At 59.9% G+C, this 14,759-nt stretch carries 11 protein-coding genes; 2 read left to right on the top strand and 9 right to left on the bottom strand.

Annotation, left to right across the window (positions count from 1 at the left end; translation table 11 throughout):
- Window positions 1-60 precede the first annotated feature (60 nt).
- The 3 genes from HBO23_RS04070 to HBO23_RS04080 form a co-directional block, all read right to left on the bottom strand.
- Window positions 61-1,332 carry an autotransporter outer membrane beta-barrel domain-containing protein gene (locus HBO23_RS04070; RefSeq protein WP_017135778.1) on the bottom strand — a complete coding sequence of 424 codons (1,272 nt, stop codon included), beginning with the start codon at window positions 1,330-1,332 and terminating at the stop codon, window positions 61-63.
- Between the two features lie 167 nt (window positions 1,333-1,499).
- Window positions 1,500-2,330, bottom strand: coding sequence for an amino acid ABC transporter permease (locus tag HBO23_RS04075; RefSeq protein WP_170036656.1), 831 nt, complete (start codon window positions 2,328-2,330; stop codon window positions 1,500-1,502).
- Window positions 2,327-3,148: an ABC transporter substrate-binding protein gene (locus HBO23_RS04080; protein ID WP_017135780.1), complete on the bottom strand. Its 822-nt coding sequence runs from the start codon at window positions 3,146-3,148 to the stop codon at window positions 2,327-2,329. Before HBO23_RS04080 ends, HBO23_RS04075 begins: the two co-directional genes overlap by 4 nt.
- A gap of 112 nt (window positions 3,149-3,260) precedes the next feature.
- Between HBO23_RS04080 and HBO23_RS04085 the strand changes: the two genes are divergently transcribed.
- Entirely contained in the window at window positions 3,261-4,160 is a 900-nt protein-coding gene (locus HBO23_RS04085; protein ID WP_170036658.1) for a homocysteine S-methyltransferase family protein, read from the top strand.
- A 3-nt stretch (window positions 4,161-4,163) separates the two neighbouring features.
- On the opposite strand, the gene HBO23_RS04090 is transcribed toward HBO23_RS04085, so the two are convergent.
- Genes HBO23_RS04090 through HBO23_RS04100 form a run of 3 tightly spaced genes read right to left on the bottom strand, consistent with a single transcriptional unit; the run spans window position 4,164 to window position 5,936 of the window.
- On the bottom strand, window positions 4,164-4,844 hold the full coding sequence (locus HBO23_RS04090; RefSeq protein WP_170036660.1) for a GNAT family protein: 681 nt from the start codon (window positions 4,842-4,844) through the stop codon (window positions 4,164-4,166).
- Window positions 4,845-4,854: 10 nt separating this feature from the next.
- Window positions 4,855-5,301: a GNAT family N-acetyltransferase gene (locus HBO23_RS04095; protein ID WP_058421099.1), complete on the bottom strand. Its 447-nt coding sequence runs from the start codon at window positions 5,299-5,301 to the stop codon at window positions 4,855-4,857.
- Window positions 5,298-5,936: an FMN-binding negative transcriptional regulator gene (locus HBO23_RS04100; RefSeq protein ID WP_170036662.1), complete on the bottom strand. Its 639-nt coding sequence runs from the start codon at window positions 5,934-5,936 to the stop codon at window positions 5,298-5,300. Before HBO23_RS04100 ends, HBO23_RS04095 begins: the two co-directional genes overlap by 4 nt.
- A gap of 87 nt (window positions 5,937-6,023) precedes the next feature.
- On the opposite strand from HBO23_RS04100, the gene HBO23_RS04105 reads away from it, so the two are divergent.
- Window positions 6,024-7,562, top strand: a complete 1,539-nt coding sequence (locus HBO23_RS04105; protein ID WP_170036664.1) for a PLP-dependent aminotransferase family protein — start codon at window positions 6,024-6,026, stop codon at window positions 7,560-7,562.
- Window positions 7,563-7,568: 6 nt separating this feature from the next.
- Here the strand turns inward: HBO23_RS04105 and HBO23_RS04110 are convergent, their stop codons facing one another.
- From HBO23_RS04110 to HBO23_RS04120, 3 genes are all read right to left on the bottom strand, one after another.
- Window positions 7,569-12,191, bottom strand: a complete 4,623-nt coding sequence (locus HBO23_RS04110; protein ID WP_170036666.1) for a DUF6543 domain-containing protein — start codon at window positions 12,189-12,191, stop codon at window positions 7,569-7,571.
- Window positions 12,192-12,562: 371 nt separating this feature from the next.
- A complete protein-coding gene (locus HBO23_RS04115; protein ID WP_099550236.1) occupies window positions 12,563-13,654 on the bottom strand; it encodes a polyamine ABC transporter substrate-binding protein in 1,092 nt (363 codons plus the stop codon).
- Window positions 13,651-14,685, bottom strand: coding sequence for a histone deacetylase family protein (locus tag HBO23_RS04120; RefSeq protein WP_017135788.1), 1,035 nt, complete (start codon window positions 14,683-14,685; stop codon window positions 13,651-13,653). Before HBO23_RS04120 ends, HBO23_RS04115 begins: the two co-directional genes overlap by 4 nt.
- Window positions 14,686-14,759 lie beyond the last annotated feature (74 nt).

The following is a 14,759-nucleotide window of genomic DNA, read 5'->3' on the forward strand; positions in this document are numbered from 1 at the left end:
TAATCCTCGGGGGGGCAGGTGCTCCCCTTTTTTTTGCCTGAAATTTACCGATCGGCGCGGTTAAAAACTCATCTTCCACTCCCCCGTCAGGCCCTGGCTGCGGCTGTGGGTACCGGCATGGGCACTGTAGGTCAGGCCCACGCTGTGTTCGGTGGATAAGGCGAGGTCCAGGCCTGCTTGCATATCGAGGCTATTGCGGTCCAACGAGGTACCGGTGATGGTGAAACTGTCGATGATTCCCGGTGCGGCGCGAGTGGATTGGCGCACTTGGCTGTCGACTTCGCCGTAAAGATGCTTCCAACTGGTACTCACGTGGGGTGTGAGGCTCATCCGATTGTCGAACCGGTACACCGTGGCCAGCCGCAGGCCAAAGGTGCTGTTCAGGTTTTGCTGGGTTTGTGAGCCGACGTTCAGCGCGGTCACGCCGCCCTTTTCTTTAAAGCTGTCACGGTGGTAGCGCTGATAGCCCAGGCCTGCGAAGGGCTCTACCTGTACGTCGGCACTGCCCAATTGGTAGCCCAGCTCGGAAAACACTGTTTGGCTTTGAGCGTTGTAGTTGCCCTGGAGTTGCTCCTTGAAACCGAGCAAGTTGACGTCACGTTTGTTCTTGCCCGCGTGATCACTGTAGAACGCCCCCATGCGCAGGGCCAATGGGCCGTCCTGGCGCACGGCATAACCGCCAAGGTGCAAGCTGTCGAGTTCGCCTTTGAAACGTTGAGCTTGAAGCTCGCTGGTGGACTTGGCGCCCATAACACCGACTCGCCACGCGTCACCCACGGCCCAGTCGGCGCCCAGCATCAGGCCTTTGGTGCCCTGTTTGAGCCCGTCGCTGCCGCCTTGTTTGTCGAGCTTGCCGCCGTTGCCCAGGCCTTGCACCCACAAATGGCCATCGCCATGACTGGGCAGCGTGCGCAGGGTTGCGAGCAATGAGTCGCTGATGTGCGCGGTGGCGTTTTGGGTCGCGCCAGCCAAGTTGGCATTTTGGCTGCCTGCCAGTTGCTCGAATGCGGCACCCAGGCCGCCTGGTTGTTGGGACAGTGCGTCAGCGGCTTTTTGCAGGCCTTTGATTTCTTCCGAGGTCAGGTCGCCGGCTTGCAGTGCACGTTGCAAAGCCGGTTTAAGCACTGCAGCCAGTTGCTGGCCGTTGTGAGTCGTCGCCTGGTCGAAGTAGCTGTCGATGGGCACGATTGGAGCCGGTGGCTGGTATTGCCAACGGTCATTGGAAAGATCCAGCTCGAATTGAAAAGGTGCAGCTGCGAAGGCAAACGGAGTACTGGCTACGCCAACAGCCAGGCTGATAGCGCGTGCAAGGTTTAGGACGGAGAAGGGCATGAAGTCATAGCCTCTGGTGAATGAGGCCGGGAATTTAGCGAGATGGCGGGGCGATAACTGTCAGGCTATCGACCCCTGATTTGCGGGAGTTGTCTCTACTGCGGTGCGATTAAAGCCGCATTTGCCTTAGGCTCGTCAGCGCGTGGTTGAGGCTGTTGCCCTAGGCATCACCCCCGCTGCACATAGCCTTTGCCGTAGTGACGCTCCAGGCGCGCCTGGATCAGTTCCAGCCCGAGGGACATCACCCAGTAAATGATCGCGGCGGTCGTGAGCATTTCGATGTATCGATAACTTGATCGCCCGTACGACTGCGCCAGGAACATCACTTCCCACACGCCCATTACCGAGATCAGGGACGAGTCTTTGAGCATGGAGATGAACTGGTTGGTGGCGGGCGGCACGATGGTGCGCATGGCCTGGGGCAGGGTGACGTGCCAGAAGATCGCGCTGTCACGCATGCCCAGGGCCAGGGCGGCTTCTCGTTGGCCGTGGGGAACACCGAGGATGCCGGCGCGGAAGATTTCGCTCAGGTAGGCGCCGTAATTCAGTGAGAGCGCGATGATCCCGGCGACGATGGCGCCTGGTACCAGGCCCAGTTGGGGCAGGCCCAGATAAATCAGCAGGATCTGGATCAACAACGGCGTGCCGCGAAAGAACGAGGCGTAAAAACTCGCGATGCCAAAGGCCACGGCGCTTTTCGACAGGCGCCCCAGCGCGGTGATAAAACCCAGCACCGACGACGCGACTATCGAGCAAAGGCACAGAAACAGCGTCAGCGCTGCGCCTTGCAAAAACCCGTTCGGCGCCAAGTGCACGCCGACCAGGTTGGGCAGTTTGTCGAGGATGATCGAGAACTTCAGGTCAAAGCTCAGGAAGAAGCTGGCGAACAGGCAAAACAGCGCCGCCCACGTCAGGTACAACCGCGTACGAAAGCCAAAGAGTCGCTGTAGCCGCGATGCGTTCACCGGCGGCTGGGGAGGTGTCGGGAAGGCGGTCATTTGCTGATATCGGCGCCGATCCATTTTTGCGACAGCTTGCTCAAGGTGCCGTCCTGTTTCAACTGCGCGAACACTTCACGCACCTTGGCATTCCACTGCGGGTCACCTTTCTCGATGGCCACCGAATTGGGCTCGGCATACAGCGACTCACCGGCGAGCTTGAAGCGCTTGTCCTGGTTCAGGCGCGGTTGGGCAGTGACCAGGTTGGTGAGGATCGCATCCAGGCGCACACCGGCGCCCAGGCCCAGGTCCTGGAAGGCGACGTTATCGGTGTCGTACGGGGCGATCTGCACATCCTCGAACGGGTACTGAAGTTGCGTATCTTCGGCGCCTTCGATCACCAGGTTCTTGTTCAGGTAGCTTTCATAGCTGGACGCGCTGGTGAGGCCGACTTTCTTGCCGCTGAGGTCTTTGGCGCCATGGATGCGCTCATCCTTGGCATTCACAACGATCACCGCAGGCGAGGCGTAGTACTCCACCGGGAAATCAAACACCTCGGCGCGGGCTTTGCTCGGGGTCATGGAGCAGATGCAAATATCGTAGCGGCCGCTCCAGCGACCTGCGGCAATCACATCCCAGGACGGCGTTTCCAGACGCAGCTTCACGCCTAACTTCTGCGCGACTGCCTTGGCCACGTCGACGTCAAACCCATCGAGTTGGTTCTGCTCGTTGAGAAACGAGAACGGCGGGTAGCTTTCCATCAGCACGCCCACCAGTTCTTTCTTTTGCTCAACCCGGTCCAGGGTTGCACCGCCAAAGGCTTGGGTAGAGGCAGCCAGCATCGTCAGGCCCAGGGCCAGCAGCGGTTTAAGTTTCACAATCGACACCTGAATAAAAAAGGGTTGTTATTAACCAGACGGTACGCATTAAATAGTTATAAGAACGACTCTCATAGTGAGTTATTTTCATAAGCTTATGAGTAAAAAGCATATGGGCACAGTAAGCGCAGTAATTCTCGATGGTGGCATGGGCCGTGAACTGCAACGCCGGGGCGCGCCGTTTCGGCAGCCGGAGTGGTCGGCATTGGCGTTGAGCGAAGCGCCGCAGGCGGTAGAGGCGGTGCACACGGCTTATATCCAGAGCGGTGCCAACGTCATCACCACCAACAGCTACGCGGTTGTGCCGTTTCATATTGGTGAAGCGCGGTTTGCTGCCGAAGGCCAGGCGCTTGCGGCGTTGGCCGGTGAATTGGCGCGACGTGCGGTACAGGCTTCAAGCCAGACGGTGCGTGTGGCAGGCTCATTGCCGCCGCTGTTCGGCTCCTACCGGCCCGACTTGTTCGAGGGCGGCCGAGTCAGCGAACTGCTGACGCCACTGGTGAATGGCCTGGCGCCCCATGTCGACCTATGGTTGGCGGAAACCCAGAGTTCAATCGTTGAGGCACGGGCAATCCACGCCGGCCTGCCGCAGGACGGAAAACCGTTCTGGCTGTCGTTTACCTTGAAGGATGAAGACACCGATGAGGTGCCACGCCTGCGTTCTGGCGAACCGGTGGCAGACGCGGCTGAAGCGGCTGCGCAACTTGGTGTGGCGGTGCTGCTGTTCAATTGCAGCCAGCCGGAGGTGATTGGCGCAGCCATTGATACCGCGCGCCAAACGTTTGAGCGCCTGGGGGTGAGCATTCAGATCGGCGCCTACGCTAACGCCTTCCCGCCGCAGCCCAAGGAGGCCACCGCGAACGATGGCCTCGACCCCCTGCGTGACGATCTCGACCCACCCGGCTACTTGCACTGGGCCGCCGATTGGCAGGCACGCGGTGCCAGCCATTTAGGCGGTTGCTGCGGGATTGGGCCGGAGCACATTGCGGTGCTCGCCCAGAAGCTGGCCTGAGGCTTAAATCGCCTGGCGGCGACACTCCGCCAGGCCTTTCAGCTGACCAGAACCGGCCTGGTTCGCTTCGGACAACCACTCTTCAAAGCCTGCGCCCACGGTGGGCCATTCCGAATCCAGAATCGAATACCACGCGGTATCGCGATTCTGCCCCTTCACCACCATATGCTGGCGGAACACCCCTTCAAAGCTGAAGCCCAGTCGTTCGGCCGCGTATTTTGAACGGGCGTTGCCGTTGTTGCACTTCCACTCCAGTCGACGGTAGCCCTGCTCGAACGCGTATTTGGCCAACAAGTACACCGCCTCGGTGCTTTTGGGCGAGCGTTGCATCGGCGCGCCGAAGGTGACGTGGCCGATTTCGATACGGCCGTGGGCCGGGACGATGGACATCAGGCTGAGGATGCCTTGCACATCGCCGCTGACGCGGTCGATCACGCTGAAAAAGTATGGGTCGCTGTTGGTTGCATGGTTGTTGAGCCAGGCATCGAACGTGGCGCGCTCCGGGAAGGGGCCGTAAGGCAAATAGTCCCAGAGTTTCGGGTCGGCACCGGGGCCTTCAAGGGCGCGGAACAGGCCGTCGGCATGCCGCGCCGGGTCGAGTTTTTCCAGACGGATAAAACGCCCTTCAAGCAGTTGAACCGTGGGCGCCGGGACGCCTTTCCAGTCGGCGGGTGAGATAGGCATGCTGCGCTCCTTAAAGACCTTTGCGAAATTGAATGAAACCCGGGCGTTCGGCGATGCGTTCGTACAGCGCAATCGCGGTGGCGTTGGTCTCGTGGGTCAACCAGTGCACCTTGGCACAGTTATCGGCCTTGGCGGTGGCGTAGACAAACTCGATCAACTTACGGCCCACGCCAGTGCCGCGCTGGGCTGGGTCCACCAGCAGATCCTGCAGGTAGCAGGAATTCTCGATGCTCCAGTTGGAGCGATGGTAGATAAAGTTGACCATGCCCACCGCCTTGCCGTCCTGCCAGGCGAGCGCCGAATGGGTCGGCTCGTTGGCATCGATCAGGCGTTGCCAGGTGCTTTGGCTGACGGCGTCCGGCAGTTCGGTTTCGTAGAACTTCAAGTACGCCTGCCACAGCGGCAGCCACGCGGCGTGATCGGCGGCAGTCACTTGGCGGATGTCGATCTGACTCATTCTGAAACTCCTTGGGGAATAAAGCGCGCGAGGGTCTGGTCGCGCACATCAAGGCTGGCAGCCAGGCCTTCGCGCACGCCGGCAATATCGGCTGTGCTGCGGTTCTGGCTGAGTTTGCGCTTGCCGATCAGGCGCTCGACGGGCAGGGCGAAGCCGACGATGGCCTTGAGCATGCCGTCAATGTAGTCGGCCGGGGCGTCGCTGACTTTCCATGGCTGGGCGCGGCTGCCTTCGTGGCGATCGGTGAGGGCGGTGACCACCGCGAGCAGACGCTCGGCGTCGGCAAATACCTCAGCCTTGCCGTAGGCATGCACGGCGATGTAATTCCAGGTGGGCACCACTTTGCCGTGCTCGGCCTTGGCCGGGTAAAACGACGGGCTGACATAAGCGTCGGCACCGGCAAAAATCACCAAGGCTTCGCTGCCATTTTGCAGGTCACGCCATTGCGGGTTGGCCTTGGCCAAGTGCCCGTAGAGCGTGCCATTCGGGCCTTCGTCGGGGTTGAGCAGCAGCGGCAAATGGCTGGCCTGCAGGCCTTGCTCACCAAAGGTCACCAACTGCGCCAGGCGGGTGTGCTGGATCAGTTGCTGCAGTTCGGGCAAATCATTGAGGGCAAAGGCGCGCGGTGTGTACATGGAAATTTTCCTTGGCGAATGCCTGCATCCTAGGCAGGCTAATGGTTCGTTGTAAGAGCCATCTGGCACCAATTTCATAGGTCCAATATGTCGCCCATCGCGCCGCCGCTGTCGTTCAACCCCGCAGGTATCGAGTTGGATCGCCGTCAGGGGCTGACGCGCCAACTCTATGAGGCCCTGCGCCAGCGCGTGCTGGACGGGCGACTGGTCAGCGGCACGCGATTACCCGCCACGCGTGATCTGGCGGCGGCGCTGTCGATCTCGCGCAACAGCGTGGTGCGTGCCTACGATCAGCTGTACGCAGAAGGGTTTATCGAAAGCCGGGTGGGTGACGGCACCTATGTGGCCCAACTGCCCACGGCAAAAAAACTATCCACAAAAGTATCCACAGGGTTTTCAACAGGGTTATCCCCAGCCTTATCCACAAAATGGGCGGATTTTCCGGAAGATCTGGACAATGAAGTTATCCACAGGGCGGGCCTGGCACGGGTAAAAAACAACCACCTGGCTCACCCTCCGGCTGGACCGCCTCGGGCATTTCGAGTGGGTGTGCCGGCCTTCGACCTGTTCCCGTTTGATATATGGGCCAAGCTGAATGGGGCGTTCTGGCGCAAGCCGAACCTGGAACTGCTGTGCTATGGCGACCCGGCCGGTGACGATCGTTTGCGCGGTCTGATCGCTGCCTATTTGCGCAGTTCACGTGGCATGCAATGCACGGCTGAGCAAATTGTGATCACCAGTGGCGCACAGCAAGCGATTAGCCTTTGTGCACAGTTGCTGGTGGAGCCTGGGGACGGCGTGGCAGTGGAAAACCCCGGTTATCGCGCCGCCGGCCATGCGTTCGCCTTGGCGGGCGCTCGATTGCATGGCGTACCAGTAGACAGCGAGGGCCTGGATTGCCAGGTGCTCAACGCTCTGCATGATTGCCGTGTGGCCTATGTCACACCTTCCCATCAGTATCCGTTGGGCGTGGTGATGAGCCTGGCCCGGCGTCTGGAGTTGCTGGCCTGGGCCGAGCGTACGGGCGGCTGGATCGTCGAGGATGATTATGACGGAGAGTACCGCTACAGCGGTGCGCCGCTGTCGCCCTTGGCGGCGCTGGATCGCAGTGGCCGCGTGTTATACGTCGGCACCTTCGGCAAGGTGGCGTTCCCGGCATTGCGCCTGGGCTACCTGGTTTTACCACCGGCCCTTGTGCAAGCGTTTACCCGGCGCCGCGCTGTGGACATGCGCCACTCCGAAGTCAGTACTCAGGCGGTGATGGCTGAGTTTATGGCGGCAGGGCATTTCCAGCGCCACATTCGCCGGATGCGCCGCGCTGCGTTGAGCCGGCGCAATGCTTTGTTGGCCGGTTGGCCGGACGGGTTGCCTGGCGTCGGGGCCTTGCCCAGCGTTGCGGCCGGGCTGCATCTGACAGTGCGAGTGGACAGCCTTGCCCGCGAGCAGACGTTGCTCGCTCAGGCCCATGCGGCCAATGTTGAGATCAATGGTTTGAGTAGCTATTGGCTGGCGTGCACAAGCCCACCACCGGACCAGCGCGCAGGCCTGGTGATGGGGTTCGCCGCTGTGCCCGAGGCGGCCATCGCGCAGGCGCTGGCACGTTTGCGCCAGGCGTGGCAGGCATAAAGACCATCAGCTGTTGAAGAACAGCGACTTGGCCAATTGATCACCGATGCTGCTGCGGTGGATTTCTATCATTTCCCAGTCACTGGGGCCGGTGCGTTGGCGAGAGCCACCAAGGCGCTGTTGTTCACGGGTTTTCAGGTGGCCCTTCTCGAATTTCTCAAGGGCGGCGCCTTTCGTTGCATAGTGAAAGTGCGCGTACCACAGCACAGTGTTGGTCTCTTTATCGCGTACTTCGTACTCGTCCAGATAGCCCTTAGGCGGCCCTTTGACGGCGCGGCGGCTGAAGGTTTTGCCGATCTTTATCAGCCCTTGGCTATGCAGCCACTCCACCCGCGCCGCAGTTGGCGGTTGCTGTTTGAGCATGTCTATGTAGGTTTTTCTACCCAGGCGATAAAGCCGCTGTGCTGCCTCGTTGAGGTTGCGCTTGGTCGAAGCGGCGGAAGTATGACCGCTTTCGGTGAGATTGCGCCGAGTCAGCGCTTGCTCGATATCGTTTGACGCGTCCTCCAGTTGTTTGCCGTAGGCGTCGAACATATCTTGGATGTCCTGGGGCGAATGCCAGGGTTTACGCGAAAAATCCCGGTACTTGCGGGTTTCAGCTCGCTCGCTGTCCAATAGCGATTGCCCGGTGTTGATGCTGGTATCCAGGTCTACAGCGGCAGGCGCTGGCGGTGGCGGGCTGACCTTTTGCTGCTTGACCCAGACGCCTGGGGTTTTTTCATGAAACGTAGCGAGTACCTTGCCCGTCACGGACGCCCTGACATCGACCAGCGTGCTGTCGGCCTCTTGGGGCTGGGCTATTAAAGTGCCGTCGTAGCGTGTCTTGATGACTTTGCGCCGTGGCGCGGGCGGGGCTTTTGAGCTGCCGGGCTTGGGCTCCAGGGCTTTTTTCTCGCGCAGCAGTTGCGCCAGGTCGTGAATAGCCCGCTGGCTGAATTCGCCAATCTGCTGTCGAAAGCTTTCCAGGCGGGGTTTCAGCAGAAACTGCGGGTGCTCGGCATGCATGTCCAGCAGGCGTTGGTCTGCGCTGGAAAATTGCTCAACCAGGCTGTTGAGCACATCAATGCGTTCATCCAGCGTGCCGCTGTCCCGTTTCATGATTTCATTGAAACTCTCGACGTTCAGTTCGGCTGTATCGACGCTCTGGTCCACCTGCTCTCGCAGCGTGGCAGGGATCTGGCTTTGCTCTTCATCGATACACAAGTAGCGACCCAAGCTGATTTCCAGAGATTTGAGCTCAGCGAGGGTGAGCAGTGGCAACTCGCTCAGGGTTTTTTGAATGACCGTTGCGCCGTCATCTCCCAGCACTTTGAGATCGCTGAAACGGTTGTTGATGAACTCCAGGCGCTTGATGATTGCCAGGTTCAAGGTGGACAGGGTTTGTGCGCTTCGCGCCTGGTTTTTATAGTCAATGTCTACTTCGGGGTCGAGGATCAGGGACGAAGCCTTCAAGGCCTCTTTATAGCCCACCAATTGTTGTTCCACGACTACCTGAGTCAGTTGTATTTGCTGTTTCAGGTATTCACTCATGTTGCTCTGATAGGTGGGCACGGCCTCGATGATGCTCAAGGACTTCAACTGACTGATCGCTTCATCGTAAGCCGCCAGCCGGTTGTCGACGTTGCCTATGAACGCTGTACGCAGCAGGTCCGTGGAAGGGCCGGGGGCGGCGTCCAGTGCAGGCTTTGCCTTAAGCACGTCCAATTGTTTGCTGGTGGCGACCGCGTCGAAGGCGTTGAGCTGGGTCATGAGTGTTGCAACGCGCTCAGGCTGATCGACCTTGACCGCTCGCCGACGGTGTCGAAGACCTCCACCGCGCAGTCGCAAACGGACATCAACAAACCACTGGCCCGCCAGGTTGCCGATCAACGGCGGGCCCGTACGCAACGGTGCCTTCGGGTCAATGATGATGACACTGTCGTTGTCATCCACCCTTACCTCGAACCAACGCTCACCAACCGGTGCATACCACTTGTCTGCAAGTGGATACAGGTTCAAGTGGCGCCCGGGCGTTTTGTTTTGTTCGCCAAGGTTATCGGGTTTGGCGACGTTGAAGCCGTCAAGTGTCTTGGCCAGGCCCAAGCGGCTATGGCTCAGGGCCCCCAGGATGTGTACGGCGTCTTGATGCTTGGCGGGCAGTTGGCTGTCGGGAATATTTGCTTGTTGCACAGCAGTATATTTTTTCTCGGTGACGGGTGGTTTATTGGCAGTTTCGATCGGTGTTGACTCGGATTCAGTTTCGATCTTCGGCGCCTCGAACTGTTCCAGCGGGCGCGGATGGCGCAGGGCGATGTGCAGGGTCAGAGCCATGCCCAGGTTGAGGAATACATCGACTAACGCTGTCCACGAAGCTTGTTGATCCCCCTTGTTCACAGCCTCCTCGGTGGCTTGCAGGTCGTCCATGATTTGCCAGACCCAGGCGGCAATTCCGACGGTACGGCCCATGAACGGCAGGGCAGCGTTGAAGATTTGCCAGCCAGTGTGTCGAAACGTCGCCCAGCGTTTCTGCACATTGGACACCGACTGGCGGTCCGCCAATTCGACCATGGCGGTGGCGTTGGCCTTGAACAGCATTGCCAGGGCGTCATTGCCCACTTCTTCATCGGTCAGGGTCACGGGGCCGCTCATGTACAGCACGGTAAGGGGTTCGACCAGGGCTCGCACCACCGTCCAGGGCGAGGGCAAGGTGTCCGGGAACACATATTGGGCGTAGTTGAAGCTTTGCGCTTGCGGCAGCCAGGCCAGCACCGATTCGCGCAAGGGGCGGTCATGTTTGATGGCGTACAGCAGGTTTTGCCGTGACGGGAATTGCATCAGCATCGGTTCCAGCAACGGGCGATAAAGCAGGCACGGACCGGCGCTGGCGTTCCTTGGACCGATCACGAACATATTGGCGACCACGTCGCGCTCATGGCCGGGGCGCAGGGTGGGCACGAAGGCCAGGGCGCGGATAACAATGGGCTGCCCGTCTACATGCCGGTCGTATTCATCGGCGTGCATCACGGCGGCAACGTAGCGGTAGCCGAGTTCATCAATTGCGCCCTGTTGGCGGATTTTCATTTGCAGGGCCAACAGCGGCAGTTGCAGGCGCAGGTGGTTGATGTAGAGCTGCTGGCGGTGACTGGATTGCGCCGGGTCATCGAGCAGTTTCTGTTTGATCAGCACGGGATAGTGCTTGCCGATATCAACGTCTTCGATCAGGTCTTTCAAATAGCTGAAGGTCAGCCAACTGGGGACGCCATCGTCATTGCCGTTGTAGTGCACCGTGGTGTTGCCGGTGGGCAGGCCGGTGAGGTTGTCCAACGCCAGATCGATCAGGCTGCGACGGGTGATGTCCACGCTGCCCGGCACGACGAGCGTGCCCCACACCACCGGGCTTTCGATCACCACCTCGATTTTGTCCAGGTTCAGGCTCGCACCGTCTTTATGCGAGTGGATGCGGCTTTGCAGTTGTGTGCGGGCATAGTCGCGAATGGGGGCAATGCCGTCCCGGAATGTTTCGCCGTGATAATGGGTATGCAGTTGGGCCAGGTCGATCATGTAGCGGCTATAGGCGGCGGTGTCCGAGTCCGATGCCGAAGCGAGCCAGTCGGGCAGTTGATGATGAACGTCTCGGATACTCGAGAGTTGGTGATCGCTCATCTCTTCGATGCTGGGCACAATGCGGGCGACGGTGGCCGGGCTTGCCTGCTCCTCTGCCGGCTCCTCGACAAAGGCCTGGCCGTAACTGCCGATGGCGCGGATTTGTAGTTCGATCAGAGTACAGGCCAGTGTGTCGAAAAAGTTGCCATCGGGTTCATACAAGCGCCATTGCAACGTGGTATCGCGCTTTGGCGCACTCAACCGGGCGGGCAGCGAGGCGCCGAATGTTTCAAGTGACTCAAAGGTTTCGTAACCGCTTACCAGCGAGTGCGTCAGGATCAATGGGCGTTTGTCATGCTCGCCAACCAACACGGCGATGTCCATGAAACTGACGTGGGTGGACTCGCCGTCCCGGAGTAGATCGACATCAACCAGGTAGGCGTGACTCTTGTAGCGATCATTCAACGAGCGTCTGTCCCGGTCGGGTTTCTGGAACACTCCACGGGCCATGGCCGCTTGGTGCTCATCCAGGCCTTGCTCTTCGGTGACGTTCCACACTTTCCTCAGCGAGTTGGAAAACGTCTGCCAGCGTGGTCCGCTGCTACCGTTGGAGGCGTTCCAGAAGTTAAGTTGCTGTTCCTGAAACGCGATGAACAGAAAGTCGGATAACTCATTGATCAAGCGCGCGATGGCATCGATCTTCACCTCAAGGTGCACAGGCGCCGCCGCGTACGGCTGCAAAGTGAGGAAGTGCTCGCCATCGATGTAAGTTACCCGCTCGCGGGACAGCGCTTGATGAGCCAGCACTGAGGTCAGGGATTGGAGAACGGCTGGCGCCGGCTCGACAGTGCTGCCCACGACATTCCAGCGAGGGCTGATCACCATGGCCAGGTCGGGGTCGATATTGAGGGTGGGGTAGAGTTCTTTGAGTGCCGCGCGCAACGTGGTGGCGGCGACCTCGTGGGTGGTGGGCCCGGTGGTTAACTGGGTGAGCAGTTCATAGGTGCTGGGTGGGCGATGATTGTTGTTAAGTAGATCGTTGGGCATGTGTTGCTCCGCTGCAATCGCTAGCCTGGACGGGCGTTGAGGATGTGCAAGGTAGCGATGGCCGTTGCCGGGAGGACGGTAGATAAATAGCGGTGGCGCCGCTAAATCAGATCAGACGCGTTCGCCCGTGAAGGGCCGGTAGAGAGCTGGGTGAGCAGCGCTATCCGTGCATCCGGACGCGGTGTGTTGGTGGGCGTGGTGCTTGAAGCGGAGGCGTTCATGATGAGGCTTCCCTGTCTGGCCGTTTGGTGGAACTAGCCTGAGGTAAAGGCCAGGCGTTCCATGCCAGGGCGCGGCCACACAGAGAGGCGGTGCTTGGATAGGCCCACCTTCACGAGCGCATTTGAAGGCGCCCGTCAAACCAAGGTGCTTCAGGTGCCGGATTTGATCTTGGTCCAGGCCCTTGTTCTGGCGCGTTCGGCTTTGCTGTCCAGAGGTTTAAGGGTGTAGAGCGTGGCCATGGCGGTGTCGGTCGGATACAAGTTGGGATTGTGGCGAATGGCAGGGTCGACGCTCTCGGTAGCGTCCTTGTTCGGATTGGGATAGCCGACAAAGTCACTGATGGGCGCGATCACTGTGGGTTGCAGCAGGTAGTTGATGAAGGTGTAGGCGTCGTCCGGATTTTTAGCGCCTTTGGGGATGGCGAGCATGTCGAACCAGATCGGCGCGCCCTCCTTGGGTAGACGCATGTCCACGGTCACGCCATTTTTGGCTTCTTTGGCACGGTTGGCGGCCTGGGAGAAACTGCCTGAATAACCCACCGCCACACAAATATCACCGTTGGCGATATCGGCCATGTACTTGGAGGAGTGAAAGTAGGTGATGTAGGGGCGGATCTTCATCAGCAGCGCTTCGGCCTTGTCGTAGTCCTTGGGATTGCTGCTGTTGGGGTCCAGGCCCAGGTGCTGCAAGGCCAGTGGCAGGATCTCGGAGGGCGAGTCCAACAGCGCCACACCACATTGCTTGAGCTTGCTGATGTTCTCTTCCTTGAAGATCAGATCCCAACTGTCTACCGGCGCATTGTCGCCCAGGGCGGCCTTGACCTTGGCCGGGTTGAAGCCAATGAGGATGGTGCCGTACATGTAAGGCACGGCGAATTTATTGCCGGGGTCGTTGGCTTCGATCAGCTTCATCAGCTTGGGGTCGAGGTGGTTCCAGTTTGGTAGCTTGCTGCGGTCCAGCGGCTGGAACACGCCGGCTTCGATCTGCTTGGCCAGGAACACGTTGGACGGCACCACCACGTCATAGCCGGAATTGCCGGTGAGCAGCTTGGCTTCCAGCGCTTCGTTGGTGTCGAAGATGTCGTAGACCAATTTGATCTTGGGGTTCTGCGCCTTGAAGTCTTCCAGGGCTTTGGGCGTGATGTAGTCGAACCAGTTGTAGACCTTGAGGGTTTTCTCTTCGGCGTGGGCCGCGCCACCGATGACGGCGGCGCAGAGGACGAGTGACTTGAGCCTGTTCATTGGGCTGCTCCTTCAAAACCTTCGAGGACGTTGACGGCGTTGATGCCGATTTCTTCCACTGCGTAGCCGCCTTCCATCACAAACAGCGTGGGCTTGCCCAGCCGGGCGATGCGCGCGCCCATGGCCAGGTAGTCCGGGCTGTCGAGCTTGAACTGCGAGATAGGGTCGTCCTTGAACGTGTCCACGCCCAGGGACACGACGATGATGTCCGCGCCGTAGCGCTCGATCTGGGCGCAGGCTTCTTCCAATGCGGCACTCCAGGCTGCCCAACCGGAACCGGCCGGCAGTGGATAGTTGAAGTTGAAGCCTTCGCCTTCACCTTCGCCCAGCTCGTCGGCATAGCCCAGGAAGAACGGAAACTCTGCTTCCGGATGGCCATGAATCGAGGTGAACAACACGTCGCTGCGTGCGTAAAAAATCGACTGGGTGCCGTTGCCGTGGTGGTAATCCACATCCAGGATCGCGACGCGTTTGTGGCCTTGGTCGAGGAAGGCCTGGGCGGCAATGGCGGCGTTGTTGAGGTAGCAATAACCGCCCATCAAGTCGCCCGCAGCATGATGCCCAGGTGGGCGGCACAGGGCGAATGCACTGTGGGCGCCGCTCTGGATTGCTCGTTGCGCCGTGAGGGCGACTTGCGCCGCGCTGTAGGCGGCTTGCCAGGTGCCGGCGGTAATCGGCGCACCGCCGTCGAAGCTGTAATAGCCCAACTGGCCATGCAGGCTTGTGGGGATCACCCGGCGCAGCGTGCGCGCGGGCCAGGTGTAGGGCAGCAAGTCGCCCTCCTGGCCGTACTCGGTCCAGCGCTGCCAGGCGCCTTGGAAGAAGTCGAGGTAGTCGTGGCTGTGGATACGCTGCAGCGGTGCCAGGCCGAAATCCTGCGGCGCGTGTACCGGGCCCAGTTCTCGGTCTTTGACCCGTTGCAACACGTGGTCGGCGCGCGAGGGCATTTCAAAGCAGGGCATCAGTTGCCCGTCCATCAATTCACAGCGGCCATGGTGCAGGTGGTGATCGTCCGAGTAGATCGTCAGCATTTGTTGTTCTCCGCAGGCTGTATCGGTGGGTCCAGTCTTGCGGCGGGCGTGCTTTAAGAGAACGGCAGGAGCGG

The sequence above is a fragment of the Pseudomonas sp. WS 5532 genome (assembly GCF_012985445.1).
GTDB lineage: Bacteria > Pseudomonadota > Gammaproteobacteria > Pseudomonadales > Pseudomonadaceae > Aquipseudomonas > Aquipseudomonas edaphica.

Bases quoted from the DNA above. Each gene is read 5' to 3' on its own strand.
- HBO23_RS04105 (WP_170036664.1), top strand. From the start codon at position 6,024: ATGTCGCCCATCGCGCCGCCGCTGTCGTTCAACCCCGCAGGTATCGAG.
- HBO23_RS04120 (WP_017135788.1), bottom strand. From the start codon at position 14,685: ATGCTGACGATCTACTCGGACGATCACCACCTGCACCATGGCCGCTGT.
- HBO23_RS04115 (WP_099550236.1), bottom strand. From the start codon at position 13,654: ATGAACAGGCTCAAGTCACTCGTCCTCTGCGCCGCCGTCATCGGTGGC.
- HBO23_RS04090 (WP_170036660.1), bottom strand. From the start codon at position 4,844: ATGCCTATCTCACCCGCCGACTGGAAAGGCGTCCCGGCGCCCACGGTT.
- HBO23_RS04075 (WP_170036656.1), bottom strand. From the start codon at position 2,330: ATGACCGCCTTCCCGACACCTCCCCAGCCGCCGGTGAACGCATCGCGG.
- HBO23_RS04110 (WP_170036666.1), bottom strand. From the start codon at position 12,191: ATGCCCAACGATCTACTTAACAACAATCATCGCCCACCCAGCACCTAT.
- HBO23_RS04095 (WP_058421099.1), bottom strand. From the start codon at position 5,301: ATGAGTCAGATCGACATCCGCCAAGTGACTGCCGCCGATCACGCCGCG.
- HBO23_RS04100 (WP_170036662.1), bottom strand. From the start codon at position 5,936: ATGTACACACCGCGCGCCTTTGCCCTCAATGATTTGCCCGAACTGCAG.
- HBO23_RS04070 (WP_017135778.1), bottom strand. From the start codon at position 1,332: ATGCCCTTCTCCGTCCTAAACCTTGCACGCGCTATCAGCCTGGCTGTT.
- HBO23_RS04085 (WP_170036658.1), top strand. From the start codon at position 3,261: ATGGGCACAGTAAGCGCAGTAATTCTCGATGGTGGCATGGGCCGTGAA.